The sequence below is a fragment of the Rhizomonospora bruguierae genome, assembly GCF_018397995.1.
In the GTDB taxonomy this organism is placed as follows: Bacteria; Actinomycetota; Actinomycetes; order Mycobacteriales; family Micromonosporaceae; genus Rhizomonospora; species Rhizomonospora bruguierae.
Window position 1 is genome coordinate 1 of sequence record NZ_BBQH01000088.1, and the last position, 14,153, is coordinate 14,153.

The window sequence follows — 14,153 nt, forward strand, 5'->3', positions numbered from 1 at the left end:
CCAGCCCGTCCGACGATGGAGGCATGGAGGAGTTCGACGAGCTCAAGCCCAGCCGGCGCCGCAACAACTCGTTCTCAGCCCGCAACAACTCGTTCTCAGCCCGCAACAACTCGTTGTCCGCTCGCAGCCGCTCAACCTCGGCCCGCCGCTCAGCGACCACCGCCACGAGCTGCCCCACCGAGTCAAGCTACGAGTCCGGCTGCACAACCAAGATCATGCCAGCCACAGCCACCACAGTAGACGACGACCCAACTCAGCCGATCATCTCAAGCTGAATACGTACTACGCGTGGGCAGCTTCTTGTAGCGTCCCTGCGCCCGGTGGTCCGGCGGTAATCACCGGGCAGCCCCAAGCGCTACGGGGCCGCCGGACGTAGTTCGATGCGGCCAGAGAAGGCGGTCTGAACGATTGCCGCCTCGAACACGTTGCGCTCGCCGGGCACCACGTCGACTCGCGCGCTTCGCTCTTCAGCTGGCCGATACCGACAACGACGCTGTGCATGCCGGCGGGAGGGAGCACCTCGACCGTCGCTCCGGCCTTCAGCTTTCCGCTTTCCTTGCCGTCGACCATGACTTTGAGCGAGCGGGAGGCTCCGCCGAGCCCGGCGTGTGGCCGGGTCACCGCGGTCGCGCCGTGTCCGGCCGGGACCTCCAGCGGACCCTGGTCAGCCCGTCGGGCAGCGCGTTCACGTTGTAGGCGACCGGCGGCCTGGTGCAGACGTTCTGGGTGAGCGCGACGGGCGCAGCGTGATCGGTAACGACATCGGGTCGGGGCGGCCCCGCCTGCGGTGGACGTGCCGGGTGCATGGCTAGGGGGATGGCCGTCCGGATGCACCATGACCAGGGCGTGCAGGGGCGTTGGTACGAGAAGGTAATCATGGTCGGACTGGGTCTGCCTCGGCTTCCTGTGGTCGGTGACCCAGCTCGGCAGGAGATTGATTGCCCGGGCCGGAAACCATCGCAGATCTCGGGCGGTTTGCCCTGGTCCGCGCGCGTCCGGCAGTATTCCGGCGTGACCGTGGAGCAGGCATCCGAGGGATTCTGGCGGCGATACAGGTGGGCGGTCGCGGGCGCGGCCACCGGGCTGGCGGCCGTGGTCGGGACCGCGCTGGTGGTCCAGGCCGCGGCCGCACCCGCGTGTGCCGCCCCACCGGTCGGCGGCGTCGCGCACTCCGGCAAGGCGACCTTCTACACGCTGACCGCGGAGGGCGGGAACTGCTCGTATCCCGGGCCGCCGGCGGACGGCCTGTTCGTCGCGCTCGGGCCGAGCGAGTACGGCGCGGCGGCGGCCTGCGGCGGGTACCTCGACGTGACCGGGCCCAAGGGCAAGGTCCGCGTGAAGGTCACCGACCAGTGCCCGGAGTGCGAGCCCGGCCACATCGACCTGAGCGCCAAGGCGTTCGCGAAGATCGCCGACCCGGTCCAGGGCATCGTGCCGGTGACCTACCGCGCCGTGGTCGACCCGCCGGTGCCCGGCCCGATCAGCTTCCGGGTCAAGGAGGGCGCGTCGCGGTACTGGTTCGCGGTGCTGGTCGACAACCACGCCAACCCGCTGTCTACAGTAGAGATCAACAGCGGCGGCGGCGCGTTCCGCAAGCTCCAGCGGGCCGACTACAACTACTGGCTCGCCGAGAGCGGCGCGGGCGCCGGCCCGTTCACCATCCGGATCACCGATGTCCACGGCTACCGGGCCACCGCCGGCGGCGTCACGCTCACGCCCGGCAAGGTCCAGAAGACCAAGGTGTACGCGGGTTCCACCGCACCCAAAAGCAGCGCCGCGTCCACGCCCACGAGCGCTAAGCCGTCCCCGACGGCGGCGGCGTCCCCCACGCTGATCCCGGCAGCCACGCCGCCGCCCGCCGTCCGGGACGAGGGGGCGGGGGCGGGGGCGGCACCGACCACCGTGGTCATTACGCCGCCCCCGCCGGGGTGTGGCTGACTAGCTGAGCCGGCAGGCCGACCCGTTCACGGTGACCGAGGCCGGCTTCCCGTTGCTGCTGTTCCAGCTGCCGAGGAAGCCGAAGCTCTGCGACTGCCCGGCCGCGATGGTGCCGTTGTAGTCGACGTTCTTCGCGGTGACCGTCGCGCCGGACTGGGTGGCCGTGGCCCCCCAGATCTGGCTGATCGTCTGCCCGTTCGGGAACTGCCAGACCGCGGTCCAGCCGTTGATCGTCCCGGTGCCGCCGTTGGTGATCGTCACCTCGGCCTGGAAGCCGCCCTGCCACTGGTTGGTGATCGCGTACGTCACCGCGCAGCTTCCGCCCGGCTGCCCGGTCGGGCTGCTGGTCGGGGTGCTCGTCGGGCGGGTCGTCGGGGTGCCGGTCGGGGTGGCGGTGGGCGTCGCCGTCGGCGCGCCGGTCGGGGTGGCGGTGGGCGTCGGCGAGGTGCCGCCGCCGACCCGGTCCGCGTAGAGGACGCCCCGCCCGTTGGTGCCCAGGTAGACCCGGCCGTAGACGCGCGGGTCACCGGTCAGCGCGTCGCCGGCGTTGCCGTACTGGTGCTTGTCGTCGTTGATCCGCACCCAGCCGATGCCCTGGTTGTCCGAGCGGAACACGCCCGCCTGGCCGTCGACCGTGCCGAACAGGTACAGCGCCAGGTAGGTCTGCCCGGGCGCGGCCTTGCCGAAGCCGACGTTGACCGCGTCGCTCACCGCGGAGATCTTGCTGAAGCTGGCGCCCGAGTTGGTCGAGTGGTACAGGCCGGTGCTGCCGGCCAGCCAGATGTCGCCCTCGCGGCCCGGCATCGCCTTGAACTTGGCGTCGCTGGGCAGCCCGCTGGCCGCGGTCGCGGTGAAGCTCTGCCCGCCGTTGGTGCTCACGTAGAACGTGCTGCCGGACAGCGCGTAGAACTTCTGCGGGTTCACCCGGTCGGACTCGACCGTCGCGTTCGCCGGCACCCCGGCGGACGTCTGCCACGAGTTGCCGTAGCCGACCGAGTAGACCACCTGGATGCCGGCGTCGCCCGGCGCCCAGACGAACCGGCTGCCGTCGGCGGACGCGGCGATGGTGCCGCCCTCGTTCACGCCGCCCGGCTCGCCGCCCTGGAACCAGTTGGCGCCGCCGTCGGTGGAGAATGCCGCGTGGCTGTCGTTGGGGCGGTCCGAGTCGGTGAAGTTGCCCGCCCGGACCATGATGCTCGGGTTCAACTCGGCGTAGTCCAGGCTGGTGGTGCTGGTGAAGTAGGGCTGCTGGAACATCAGCGGGGGCACCGCATCCAGGTTCGTGTGCCGGAAGCCGCCGATGTCGCCCAGGCCGCTGACCAGCGAGGCGCCGGACGGCGGGCTGATCAGGTCCAGGACCGCGGTCTCCTCCAGGCCCTTCACCATCGGGGTGATGGCGAACTGGCCGCCGGTGTCCCAGTTCTTCAGGTTGGTGGTGCCGTAGATGGTCGCGCCGGTGCCGTACATCATCCGGTTGCCGTTGAACGGGTCGATCTCCAGCGACTCGTTCATCCAGCCCAGCTTCGGCGTGACCTCCGGCGGCTGCGGGTTCGCGCCGAGCGTCAGCCACGGCACCGAGCTGACGTTCATCGTGTACCGGAAGCTGCGGCTCGGGTAGCTGGTCCAGTCCCAGACCTGGGTCCAGGTGGCGCCGCCGTCGGTGCTGCGGAAGAAGATCGCGTCCGGCCACCAGGAGATCTGCGTGGCCACCATGATCGTGTTCGGGTTCTGCCGGTCGATGGTCAACCCGCTGTACCCGTAGTACTGGTCGCCGTTGGACGACGGGACCGGGCTGATCTGGGTCCAGGCGCCGGTCTGGGTGTTGTACTTCCACACGTCGCCGTGGCCGCCGTCGTACGGGCCGCCGGTGTCGCTGGTGGCGATGTAGAGCACGTGGTTGACCGGGTCCAGCACGCCCTTGTGGGCGATGTACCCGGTCGGCTGCCCGGCGATCCGCGTCCAGGACGTGCCGCCGTTGGTGCTGCGGTACACGGTGTTCTGCTTGTCCGCGACGCCGACGTAGATGCCCTGCGTGGTGTTGCCCGCCGTGCCGGTGCTCTTGTCGAACGTCACCCAGGCGATGCCCTGGTTGTCCCCGAGGTACGCGTCGCCCGGGCTCTGGATGTAGTTGCCGGCGTTCGGGAAGTTCGTCACCTGGGACCAGGTGGCACCGTAGTCGGTGCTGCGCCACAGTCCCTTACCGCTGGGCGCGGCGAAGTACAGGACGCTGTTGCGGTTGGGGTCGATCGCCAGGCGCTCGCCCATGCCCCGGCCGGGCATGTTGCCGCCGAGCTTGAACGGCAGCGGGGTGGTCTGCCAGGTGTCGCCCTTGTCCGTGGAGCGCAGGATCGCCCCGTTGTTGGGATCCCACGAATTGGTGTACATGCCGACCGCGGCGTACACCCGGTTGGTCTGCACCGGGTCGGTGGCGATGCTGACCACCCCGTTGTAGCCCCAGTTCTTCGCGCCGACCCAGTCCAGCAGCGGGGTCCACGACTGGGTGCTCTGGTTCCAGCGGTACGCGCCGCCGATGTCGGTCCGGGCGTAGATGAGGTTCTGCTCGGTCTGGTTGAACACGATGCCCGGTACGAACCCACCGCCGTCGATCCGTACGTTCTTCCAGGTGTACGTGTCCGCGGCCACGGCGGCGGCGACGGGGGCCTGGGTGGCGGCGTTGGCCACCGCCACTCCCGTGCCCGCGGCCACGACCGCGGCGACGGCCAAGGCACCGACCAGCTTGCGACGCATGTATTGCCTCCAAAGGCGTGCAGGGGTGAGAGAGGGTGCGTGAGCTGCCCTTGACTCCGGCACCCGTGCGCGTGGTCGCCCGCGTCGGCCCGATCCAGAGATTCACATGCACGTATCCGTGGTGTCAATAGTTTGGAACCCAGACAAACTTCGGTAGACAGGTGCCCGGCCCCGGGGGACGCCCCGGATACGCCCGGGTCGGATATGGCGGACCCCGAGCCATAAATGGGAGAGAAACCCGAAGGGGGAGACATCATGGACGGACGCCGGCCGCTGGCCGGCCGCCCTGCCCGAAAGGGCCGCGCATGGCATTGCGGACCCGCAACCCCGGCGCGGCATCGAACAGCGCGTTGATCGTCAACTCCGGAAGCCGGTGCCGCCGCACCAGCGCCTCAAGACCGATCCACCACCGGCGCGGTTCGCGCAGGTGAATCTGGAGCTTGCGCTTGACCTCGTCGATCTCTTCGAGCACCCGGCACTCGGAGCCGTCGAGGGTGGGTGTCCCTAACGTCCTATCCTTCATACGCCTGGGACGCACGCGAGATCGAACCATGTGGTGCGGGAGAGGGGACTTGAACCCCTACGCCCTCGCGGACACCAGGACCTAAACCTGGCGCGTCTGCCATTCCGCCACTCCCGCGCAGCCGCGCGCCGGCCATACCGGCCGGGTAACCCGGCGTTCAGTCTATGCCGAGGTCGCGGCGCAGCTTCGCGACGTGCCCCGTCGCCTTCACGTTGTACAGGGCGCGATCGACGCGGCCCTGCTCGTCGATGACGAACGTGGACCGGATCACACCGGTGACCGTCTTGCCGTACATCTGCTTCTCGCCGTAGGCGCCGTACGCGGTGAGCACCGACCGGTCCGGGTCGGAGACGAGCGGGAACGTGAGCGCGTCCCGCTCGCGGAACTGGGCGAGCTTGGCCGGCTTGTCCGGGGAGATGCCGACCACCTCGTAGCCGGCGGCCTGGAGCGAGGCGAGCGAGTCGCGGAAGTCGCACGCCTGGGTGGTGCAGCCCGGGGTCATCGCGGCCGGGTAGGCGTACAGGACGACGCGCTTGCCGCGCAGCTCCTTCAGGGCCAACGTGTCGCCGGTGTCGGTGGTGAGGGTGAAATCCGGTGCCTCGTCGCCGGGCGCCAGCCGCACGGGTTCGTTCATGCGATCACCCTACGCGGGTAACAGCCGGGTCACACGGCCGGAGTAGGGTCGTTGTTCCGGCGGGGTGGCGACGACGGTCCCGGTCGGCGCCGCTCCTCCGTATGCCCGCCCGCATCCGTGCTGCCGCCCGCATCCGTGTGCCCGTCCGCATTGCCGTGCGGACCGCTCCCGCCCGAACGCTCGCCAGGGTGCGGGGCGCGGTCGCGCCGCAGGCGGAGGGCGCCCCCGACGGCGATCCCCGCACCGGCGGCGATTACCACGAGCACCAGCGCCCGCGCGAGCGAGGCGTCCCAGGGGGCGGGGGCGACCGACCGTCCGAAGACCGCCGCGTTGGTCAGGCCGGCGAAGACCGCCAGGCAGGCGCCGGCCAGGGCGAGCGCGAAGTCGGCGGCGGGCCGGCGGGCGAGGACGTACCCGGCCGCGGCCAGCGCGGCGAGGCCGGTGACCACCGGCCAGATCTGGGTGGCGAACAGCCCCCAGGCGATGCCCGCGCCGGTGCACCCGGCGTCGATGCTGCGCCCGACCGCGTACGTGATCGCCGCCGCGCCGCCGAGGGCCGACATCGCCGCCGGGATGGCCGCCCGGGCGGCCGGGGGGAGGGGCGCCAGACCCAGCCCGGCGAGCGCAGCCGCAGCGAGCAGCACACCCGCCCACCACAGGGACGCCTGGGGCGGGGGCAGCCAGTCCAGCGTGCCCTTGATCTCCATCGGGGTGACGCCGTCCCGCAGCGGTACCGACCACTCCTGTACCCGGTGCGGCCGGTTCGGGGCGGCGCGGACGTTCGGCGGGTCGGCCGAGTTCATCCAGTTGGCCCGGTGGTCGTGCCAGCGCACGCTCGGACCGTCACCCGTGCGGCGCCACTGCGGCGGGGCGGTCGGGTCCGCCGCCGGCGGCAGCGGGGTGTCGCCGGCCAGCGTGAGGTTCAGGTAGGTGGCGGGGGAGTGCACGTTCTCGTACACGCCGTCGGGCCGCAGTTCCAGGTACGGCTCGCCGGAGTAGCCGAGCACCTCGATGGTGCGGCCGCTGCGGTTGGTCAGTTCCAGGCGGGCGCCGGCCTCGATGGTCCGCACCGTGAGCCCCGGCAGCGCCGGGGTGATCCCCGTGACGGCGGTGCGGTAGTTCGTCGCGTCCGGCGCGTCGGCGCCGTGCGCCTGCGCCGGGCCGGCCAGGGCCAGGGCCAGGGCCACTCCGGCCAGGGCCGCGCCCGCCCACCGCCGGGGTGTCACCGCCCCGCCGTGGGGGAGCCGGCGGGCGGCGAGTCGGCGGGCGGCGAGTCGGCGGGCGGGGAGTCGGCCGGCGGAGCGTCGGCCGTGGGGGAGCCGGCCGTGGGGGCGCCGGCGGTGCCGGAGGCCGCATCCACGGCCGCGATGATCCCCTGCGGGCTCAGGTCGGTGACCTGCTTGCCGTTCACGCGCACCGTCGGCGTGCCCGTGACGTTGTTGGCCGCCGCCGCGTCCGTCACCCGCTCGGTCCACGACCGGTACTTTCCGTTGCGCACGCAGGTGCCGAACTTCCCGGGGTCCAGCCCCAGGTCGGTGCCGATGCTGATCAGCTGGTCGTCCGGCAGGCCGGCCGAGTTCTCCGGCGGCTGGTGGAGGTACAGCGCCCGCGCGTACTCGCGGAACTTGCCCTCCTCCGCCGCGCAGCCGGACGCGGCCGACGACCGGGTCGAGTACTCGGTGCTGGAGAAGCGGTTGAGGAAGGCCACCGGGTGCTGGACGATCTGGATCCGGTTCTGGGCCACCAGCTGGTCGAGCGTCGGGCCGCTGACCACCTCGAACTGCTTGCAGACCGGGCACTGGAAGTCCTCGTAGATGTGCACCTGCACCGGACCCGAGCCGACGCCGATGCCGGTGCCGTCCGCGACCGACCCCGGCGGCGGGCTGACCGGGGCCGCGCCCTTGTTCCGCTGGGTGCCGTAGAGGCCCCAGCCGGTCAGCGCCGCGATGATCAGTACGGCGATCCCGGCCACCGTGGTCCACAGAGCGACCCGCCGCCGGCGCTCCCGGGCCAGTTGCGCCCGCACCGCCTTCGCGGCCTGCCTGCGCTGCCGATCGCGATTGGTCATGCCGCTGTCTCCACCAGGGGTCGGTTCAGTAATGCGTCAACGGACCACCGGGTCACCGGCCGGACCAGCAGGAACCCGGCCAGTACCAGGAAGCTCAGGTCGCGCAGCAGTTCGCTCAGGTACTGCGGGCGCTGGCCGGCGGCGAGCGCCCCGCCGCCGCCGAAGCAGCCGCAGTCGATCGCCAGCCCGCGGGCCCAGGCGGACGCGATACCCGCGATGAAGATCAGCAGCAGCGCCGCGGAGACCCCGGCGACCAGCCGGGTCGCCAGGCCGGCCAGCAGCAGCAGGCCCAGTGCGATCTCCACGAGCGGAAGCGCGGCACCCACCACCTTCGCCACCTCGTACGGCATCACCTGGTACGCGTTGACCGCCCGGCCGGAGGCGGCCAGGTCGGTGACCTTGCTGGCCCCGGCGATCAGCCAGACCGCGGCGAGGCCCAGTCGTACGGCGGTACCCAGCCAGGGCAGGGCGACACGCCACCGAGAAGTGTCCATCGCTAGTTAGACGACCCCCGTACCCGGCTAGTTCCTGTGAGTTAGCTGGCCATCGCCTCGGAGAGCGCGTCCACCAGGTCGGCGCGGGCGCGGGCCACCCGGGAGCGGATGGTGCCCACCGGCACGCCCTCCACCTCGGCCGCCTCGGCGTAGGACAGCCCGAGGAGCTGGGTGAGCGCGAACGCCACCCGTCGCTCCTCCGGTAGGTGGCGCAACAGGTCGGCGGCGCCGAGGTGGCCGGCCGGATCCGGGTGGGGAACGGCGGTGTGTGCGTCCGCGGTCAGCCGGCCCTCCAGCCGGCGGCGGCGGATCACCGTGCGCAGGTGGTCGGCGCAGGCGCGACGGGCGATGCCGAGCAGCCAGGTGCGCACGGTCGAGCGCCCCTCGAAGCCGGCCAGCGCCCGGAACGCCCGCAGGTACGTCTCCTGGGTGAGGTCGTCCGCCGTTTCCGCGTCGACCAGGGCGGCCGCGAACCGCCACACGTCGCCCTGGGTGGCCCGCACGAACGCCGCCTGCGCCGCCGGGTCGCCGGAGCGGGCCGCGAGTGCCGACGCGGTCGCCTCATCCGGGTCGCCGGGGTAGCGCTGAGTGGGGGTCACGGGGTCACAGCGTACGCGCCGGCGATCGCCGGGAACCATCGGCCGCCATCCACCGACTATCTGGCATGACGTGCGACGAGGTGCGCGCAAGGCTGTTCGGGGCGCCGCCGCCGCGGCGGCCCGGCCGGCGGTCGCCCGAGCCGGTGGCGGAACGGACGCCGGTTCGGGGACAATGACGAACGTGAATGCGACGAGAAGAGGGCGCCTCGCCGCCGCGCTCGCGGGGCTGGCCCTGGGCGCTCTGGCCACCCTGTTCGCCCCGCCCGCGCCGGCCAGCGCGCACGCCGCCCTGCTGCGCACCAGTCCCGCGCAGGGCAGCGTGGTCAGCGCCCCGCCCGCCCAGATCGTGCTGACCTTCAGCGAGCCGGTCGAAGCGGTCCCCGACAAGGTGAAGGTGATCGGCCCGGACGGCAAGCCCGTCGACCAGGGCGAACCCGTCGTCACCGGCTCCGACCTGAGCATCGCGGTGCGCGCCGACACCCGCGGCACCTACCTGGTCAGCTACCGCGTGATCTCCGCCGACAGCCACCCCGTCGCCGGCGGCTTCACCTACTCCGTGGGCGCGCCCTCCGAACCGCCCACCGCCGACGTCTCCCCGGACGTCGACCCGGTGATCAAGGCCGCGATCCCCACCTTCAAGTACCTCGGGTACGGGGGCCTCGTGCTGGTCGTCGGCCCCGTCCTGGTACTGGCGATGCTGTGGCCGCAGCGGCTGTCCCGGCGCGGCCCCGCCCGGCTGATCTGGGCCGGGTTGGGGCTGGTCGCCCTCAGCGCCGTCGGCGGGCTGCTGCTGCAAGCCCCGTACGCCACCGGAGCCAAGGTCACCGACCTGAGCGGGGCCGCCCTCAGCGACGTGCTGGCCAGCCAGTTCGGTACCGCGCACCTGGTCCGTCTGGGCGTGCTGGCCGCCTCGGTCTTCCTGCTCCGCCCGCTGATCAACGGCACCCAGGGCAAGGCCGACTACGCCCTCCTGGCGATCCTTGGCGTGCTCGGGCTGGGCACCTGGCCGCTGGCCGGGCACCCGGCCGCGTCCCCGCTGCCGGCGGTCTCCGTCGTCGTGGACGCGGTCCACCTCGCCGCCATGGCGGTGTGGCTCGGCGGGCTGGTGATGCTCGGCGGCTTCCTCCTCCGCCAGGCCAACGAGCGGGAACTCGGCGCCATCCTCCCGGTGTGGTCCCGCTGGGCCACCGCCGCCGTCATCAACCTGTTCCTCGCCGGCGTCGTCAACGCGCTCATCGAGGTGAACAGCGTCAAGGCGCTCATCGACACCGGGTACGGGCAGCTCATCCTCGCCAAGACGGGGCTGTTCGCGCTGGTCATGGCGGTCGCCTGGTACTCGCGGCGGCTGGTCATCCGCCGCGAGGGCGCCCGCCTGCGCCCCGCCGTGTGGGTCGAACTGGGCATCACCGCGATCGTGTTGGCGCTCTCCGCCAACCTCGTACAGACCACCCCGGCCCGCACCGCCGAGACCAACGCCAGCACGCCCGCCCAGTCGGATTACGTCACCGGCACCCTCAACTCGGACCTCTACCAGTTGCAGTTTGACGTGGACCCCGCGCGGGTGGGCAACAACACGATCCACCTGTTCGCGTACGACTCGGTGGGCAACCCGAAGAAGGTCGTCGAGTGGAAGGCCACCGCCGCCCTTTCCACCGCCGGGGTCGAGCCGATCACGGTCCCGATGCTGCGCATCACCGACAACCACGCGATCGGCGACATCCAGCTTCCCGCCGCTGGCCAGTGGGAGATGCGTTTCACACTCCGCACGTCCGACATCGACCAGGCGACGGTGAGTACCACCGTCACCATCCGCTAAGGAGACCTCACGTGTCCCGTCTGCCCCGACTGCTCCTGCTCACCCTGGGCGTCACCACAGCCGGCGTGCTGGCCCTCGCCGCGCCGGCCGCGGCGCACGTCACGGTGAACCCGAGCGAGGCGACCCAGGGCAAGTACGCCCGCCTTGCCTTCCGGGTGCCGACGGAGAGCGATACCGCCTCCACCACCAAGGTGGAGGTGACCTTCCCCACCGACGCCGGCCTCAAGTCGGTCTCCACCATGCCGGTGCCCGGCTGGACCGCCACCACGGAGCGCAGCGACAACACCGTCTCGAAGATCACCTGGACCGCCGACGCCAACGCCGTCATCAAGCCCGGCCAGTTCCAGGAGTTCCCCGTCTCCGTCGGCCCGCTCCCGACCAACACCGACCGCCTCATCTTCAAGGCACTCCAGACCTACTCGGACGGCACCGTGGTCCGCTGGATCGAGGATCCGGGCGCCACCGAGCCTGAGCACCCCGCCCCGGTCCTGACCCTGGCCAAGGCCGCGGCGGCCACCACCCCGACCGAGGCCGCGGCCGCCCCGGTCGCCTCGACGTCGACCACGGAGGGCTCCAACACGGGCGTGTGGCTCGGCGCCCTGGGCCTGATCGCCGGCCTGGCCGGCCTCGCCCTCGGCACCCTCGCCTTCCTCCGCACCCGCCAACTCCGAACCCCCGCCGCGTAACCCACCCTCCCGCCCGTGGCCGCCGCATCACGGCGGCCACGGGCGCCCTTCTGTCGGCCGTGCCGCGAGCGCCCTTCTGCGTCGCCCGAGGGGCAGCCCGCGGGCGAGATCTTGGTACGACGCGCCGCATTTCTGGCCAGATGGGTACCAAGATCTCCCACCCCGGAGGCCGCGGCGGTGGCGACACGGCGCCGGTACGGCGGGCGGCTACCGCCGGGCGGCCGACACGGTCGGGCGGCGGCTGCCCGGTAAGGGGTGGTGTTTCCTAAAAGGAAGCAGATCGGCGGATTAGGGCGCCTCGCCTGCGGGCCGCTGCCGGTCCAGCTGGCGGATGCGGCGCGAATTCCGGTTCGGGGGGCGGCGAGCGGGTAACCGCCAAGCCGGCGCGTCAGCGGAGCCCGTACGGGTCGGCGGAGCGCCCCGGGGTGGCCTTCCGCGCGGGGGGTGCGGAAGACCACACCACCGGGGGACGGTGATTCCGACAATTAGCCCCGTACCGCCGCCGGAGATAGACCTGTCTATTACGGGTCGGAGCTGATATATACCGGCATTTCGGCGCGTTCCTCCCGGAGCGTGCGGATCGGCAGGAACGCGAGCAGCGCCAGCGACAGCAGCACGTACGCGTTGCGGGTGATCAGATCCTGTGGGCTGGCGGTGGGGATCGGCTTGGGCCCGTAGTCCAGGAACGAGACCACGCCGAACGCGATGCAGGCGAACAGGGCCAGCGCGCCGAGCCCCATCGTCCAGCGCCAGCGTTGCCGCCGCACGCCCGTCATGCCGGCCGGACCGGTGAACGCGGCGTCCGCCATGACCAGGAGCGCGGGCACGAACCAGTACAGGTGGTGTGGCCAGGTGATCGGGCTGATGAGCGCGCCGACCAGGCCGGTGAGGGTGAGCGCCGCGATCTCGTCGCACTGGCGGAAGGCGCGGGTGGCGCGCCAGAGGCCGTAGGCGGCGACGGTGCCGGCCAGCAGCAGCCAGATGAGCCGGTTCGGCTGACCGGGCGTCACGATCCGGCTGAGCATGCCCATCAGCGACTGGTTGCCGGTGTAATCGGTGCGCCCGACGCGGTCGGTGTCCCAGAGCGCGGAGGTCCAGTAGTCCCAGGAATCGCTGGGCGCGACCGCGGCGGCGAGCAAGGTCGCGGCGGCGGCCGCCACGGCGGCGGTGGCGGCGGCCCGGACCCGGCGGGTGACCAGCAGATAGACGATGAAGATGCCGGGGAACAGCTTGAGCGCGGTGGCCAGCCCGATGCCGACGCCGGCCCACCGGGCGCCGCGCGGCACGCCGATGAGCAGGTCCGCGAGAATCAACACGACCAGCAGCATGTTGATCTGGCCGAAGGTGATCGTCTCCCGGGTGGGCTCGATCAGGAAGACCAGGGGGACCGCCAGGCCGGCGACGAACCAGCGCGGCCAGCCGTGCCGGTCGGCCAGCGGGCGGATCAGCCACCAGGTGGTCACCGCCACCGCGACGACCGTACCGATCGTGAACAGCACGATGGTCAGCCAGATCGGCAGACCGGCGAACGGGCGCAGGATCAGCGCGGCGAAGGGCGGGTACGTGAAGTACAACTCGCCCTGGACCCGGTCGGACTGGGCGTACGCGTAGAGATCGTTGCCGTCCGCCCACCAGCGCATGGCGGCGATGTAGATGCGCAGGTCGAAGAAGTCGTGCCGGTTGCCGTAGGCCCACAGGGCGATCAGCACGCCGACGCAGACGGCCACCACCATCGCGACCGGGCGGGCCTGCGGGTGCCGGTAGAGCGGACGCCACGGTGGCCGGACCGGCCGGGCAGCGGTGGATGCTTCCGGTGCCGGCGTATCGGGCGTCGCCGATGCGGGATCGGGCCGGGAGGGCATGGGCGCCACCCTAGTCGGCGCGCCGCGCCAGCGTCGTACTTCGACGCGGTGTCGTCGCCAAGCCGTACGCTGTCCGGGTGGCTGATCTTCTTGTCTGGGTCGACTGTGAGATGACCGGTCTTGATCTCGCCAGCGACGCCTTGATCGAGGTCGCGGCCCTGGTCACCGGCCCGGACCTGCGCGTGCTCGGGGACGGTGTGGACGTCGTGATCCACGCCGAGGAGGCGGTGCTGGCCGGGATGCCGGATGTGGTGCGCGACATGCACGCCCGGTCCGGGCTGACGGACGAGGCGCGCAAGTCCGCGGTCACCGTCGCCGAGGCCGAAGACATGATCATGGATTACATCGCCACCTACGTGCGGGAACCAAGGACCGCGCCCCTCTGCGGAAACTCCATCGCCACCGATCGCGGCTTCCTCGCCCGGGACATGCCCCGGCTGGACGCCCACTTGCACTATCGCATGATCGACGTCTCCTCCATCAAAGAGCTGTGCCGTCGGTGGTACCCGCGGGTGTACTTCGGCCAACCTCAGAAGGGACTCGCGCACCGGGCGCTGGCCGACATCCGGGAGAGCATCCGCGAGCTGGAGTACTACCGGCGGACCCTGTTCGTCCCGCTGCCCGGCCCGGACGTGGAGCAGGCCAAGGCGATCGCGGCCGCGCTGATCGCCGAAACGGACTGAGCCGCCGCGCCCGGCCCGCCGACCCGACGCGCGCCCGGGGTGGCCCGGAACCCGCTCGACGGGGGAGGCCGGGTTGTGGCTATCATTGGTCGGCACGCTGGC

General features: G+C 71.8%; 12 protein-coding genes, 1 tRNA gene and 1 pseudogene. 4 read left to right on the forward strand and 10 right to left on the reverse strand.

Annotated features, from left to right (window positions below; all coding sequences use genetic code 11):
• Nucleotides 1-178 (reverse strand): DUF6444 domain-containing protein (locus KJS59_RS32370; protein ID WP_376771290.1); only part of this gene is annotated, 178 nt, incomplete at its 3' end.
• An 833-nt stretch (nucleotides 179-1,011) separates the two neighbouring features.
• Here KJS59_RS32370 and KJS59_RS28130 point away from each other — a divergent pair.
• The gene (locus KJS59_RS28130) at nucleotides 1,012-1,938 is read left to right on the forward strand and encodes an expansin EXLX1 family cellulose-binding protein (protein WP_249715021.1); all 927 of its coding nucleotides are present in this window, start codon (nucleotides 1,012-1,014) and stop codon (nucleotides 1,936-1,938) included.
• On the opposite strand, the gene KJS59_RS28135 is transcribed toward KJS59_RS28130, so the two are convergent.
• The 8 genes and pseudogenes from KJS59_RS28135 to KJS59_RS28170 form a co-directional block, all read right to left on the reverse strand.
• Nucleotides 1,939-4,686, reverse strand: a complete 2,748-nt coding sequence (locus tag KJS59_RS28135) for a cellulose-binding domain-containing protein (protein ID WP_213456559.1) — start codon at nucleotides 4,684-4,686, stop codon at nucleotides 1,939-1,941.
• A gap of 253 nt (nucleotides 4,687-4,939) precedes the next feature.
• Nucleotides 4,940-5,158, reverse strand: coding sequence for a hypothetical protein (locus tag KJS59_RS28140; protein ID WP_213456561.1), 219 nt, complete (start codon nucleotides 5,156-5,158; stop codon nucleotides 4,940-4,942).
• Between the two features lie 82 nt (nucleotides 5,159-5,240).
• Nucleotides 5,241-5,326: transfer RNA gene (locus KJS59_RS28145), tRNA-Leu, on the reverse strand.
• A gap of 40 nt (nucleotides 5,327-5,366) precedes the next feature.
• Complete coding sequence (gene bcp, locus KJS59_RS28150; protein WP_213456563.1) at nucleotides 5,367-5,843, reverse strand: thioredoxin-dependent thiol peroxidase; 477 nt, start codon at nucleotides 5,841-5,843, stop codon at nucleotides 5,367-5,369.
• Nucleotides 5,844-5,872: 29 nt separating this feature from the next.
• The gene (locus KJS59_RS28155) at nucleotides 5,873-7,069 is read right to left on the reverse strand and encodes a hypothetical protein (RefSeq protein ID WP_249715023.1); all 1,197 of its coding nucleotides are present in this window, start codon (nucleotides 7,067-7,069) and stop codon (nucleotides 5,873-5,875) included.
• 122 nt (nucleotides 7,070-7,191) lie between these two features.
• Nucleotides 7,192-7,911, reverse strand: a pseudogene (locus KJS59_RS28160) (DsbA family protein); the annotation flags it as partial.
• Complete coding sequence (locus tag KJS59_RS28165; RefSeq protein WP_213456565.1) at nucleotides 7,908-8,405, reverse strand: MauE/DoxX family redox-associated membrane protein; 498 nt, start codon at nucleotides 8,403-8,405, stop codon at nucleotides 7,908-7,910. The gene KJS59_RS28165 and the pseudogene KJS59_RS28160, both read right to left, overlap by 4 nt.
• 41 nt (nucleotides 8,406-8,446) lie before the next feature.
• A complete protein-coding gene (locus KJS59_RS28170; RefSeq protein WP_213456566.1) occupies nucleotides 8,447-9,043 on the reverse strand; it encodes a sigma-70 family RNA polymerase sigma factor in 597 nt (198 codons plus the stop codon).
• 133 nt (nucleotides 9,044-9,176) lie between these two features.
• On the opposite strand from KJS59_RS28170, the gene KJS59_RS28175 reads away from it, so the two are divergent.
• Complete coding sequence (locus KJS59_RS28175; protein WP_213456569.1) at nucleotides 9,177-10,820, forward strand: copper resistance CopC/CopD family protein; 1,644 nt, start codon at nucleotides 9,177-9,179, stop codon at nucleotides 10,818-10,820.
• Between the two features lie 11 nt (nucleotides 10,821-10,831).
• Nucleotides 10,832-11,506 carry a YcnI family protein gene (locus tag KJS59_RS28180; RefSeq protein ID WP_213456571.1) on the forward strand — a complete coding sequence of 225 codons (675 nt, stop codon included), beginning with the start codon at nucleotides 10,832-10,834 and terminating at the stop codon, nucleotides 11,504-11,506.
• A 521-nt stretch (nucleotides 11,507-12,027) separates the two neighbouring features.
• Here the strand turns inward: KJS59_RS28180 and KJS59_RS28185 are convergent.
• Nucleotides 12,028-13,239 (reverse strand): glycosyltransferase family 87 protein, encoded by a 1,212-nt coding sequence (locus KJS59_RS28185; RefSeq protein ID WP_249715027.1) that lies wholly within the window; start codon nucleotides 13,237-13,239, stop codon nucleotides 12,028-12,030.
• A gap of 206 nt (nucleotides 13,240-13,445) precedes the next feature.
• Here KJS59_RS28185 and orn point away from each other — a divergent pair, with 206 nt between their 5' ends.
• Nucleotides 13,446-14,051, forward strand: a complete 606-nt coding sequence (orn, locus tag KJS59_RS28190) for an oligoribonuclease (RefSeq protein WP_213456575.1) — start codon at nucleotides 13,446-13,448, stop codon at nucleotides 14,049-14,051.
• Nucleotides 14,052-14,153: the final 102 nt, after the last annotated feature.

Bases quoted from the DNA above. Each gene is read 5' to 3' on its own strand.
- KJS59_RS28175 (WP_213456569.1), top strand. From the start codon at position 9,177: ATGACGAACGTGAATGCGACGAGAAGAGGGCGCCTCGCCGCCGCGCTC.
- KJS59_RS28165 (WP_213456565.1), bottom strand. From the start codon at position 8,405: ATGGACACTTCTCGGTGGCGTGTCGCCCTGCCCTGGCTGGGTACCGCC.
- bcp (WP_213456563.1), bottom strand. From the start codon at position 5,843: ATGAACGAACCCGTGCGGCTGGCGCCCGGCGACGAGGCACCGGATTTC.
- KJS59_RS28135 (WP_213456559.1), bottom strand. From the start codon at position 4,686: ATGCGTCGCAAGCTGGTCGGTGCCTTGGCCGTCGCCGCGGTCGTGGCC.
- KJS59_RS28170 (WP_213456566.1), bottom strand. From the start codon at position 9,043: ATGGTTCCCGGCGATCGCCGGCGCGTACGCTGTGACCCCGTGACCCCC.
- KJS59_RS28185 (WP_249715027.1), bottom strand. From the start codon at position 13,239: ATGGTGGTGGCCGTCTGCGTCGGCGTGCTGATCGCCCTGTGGGCCTAC.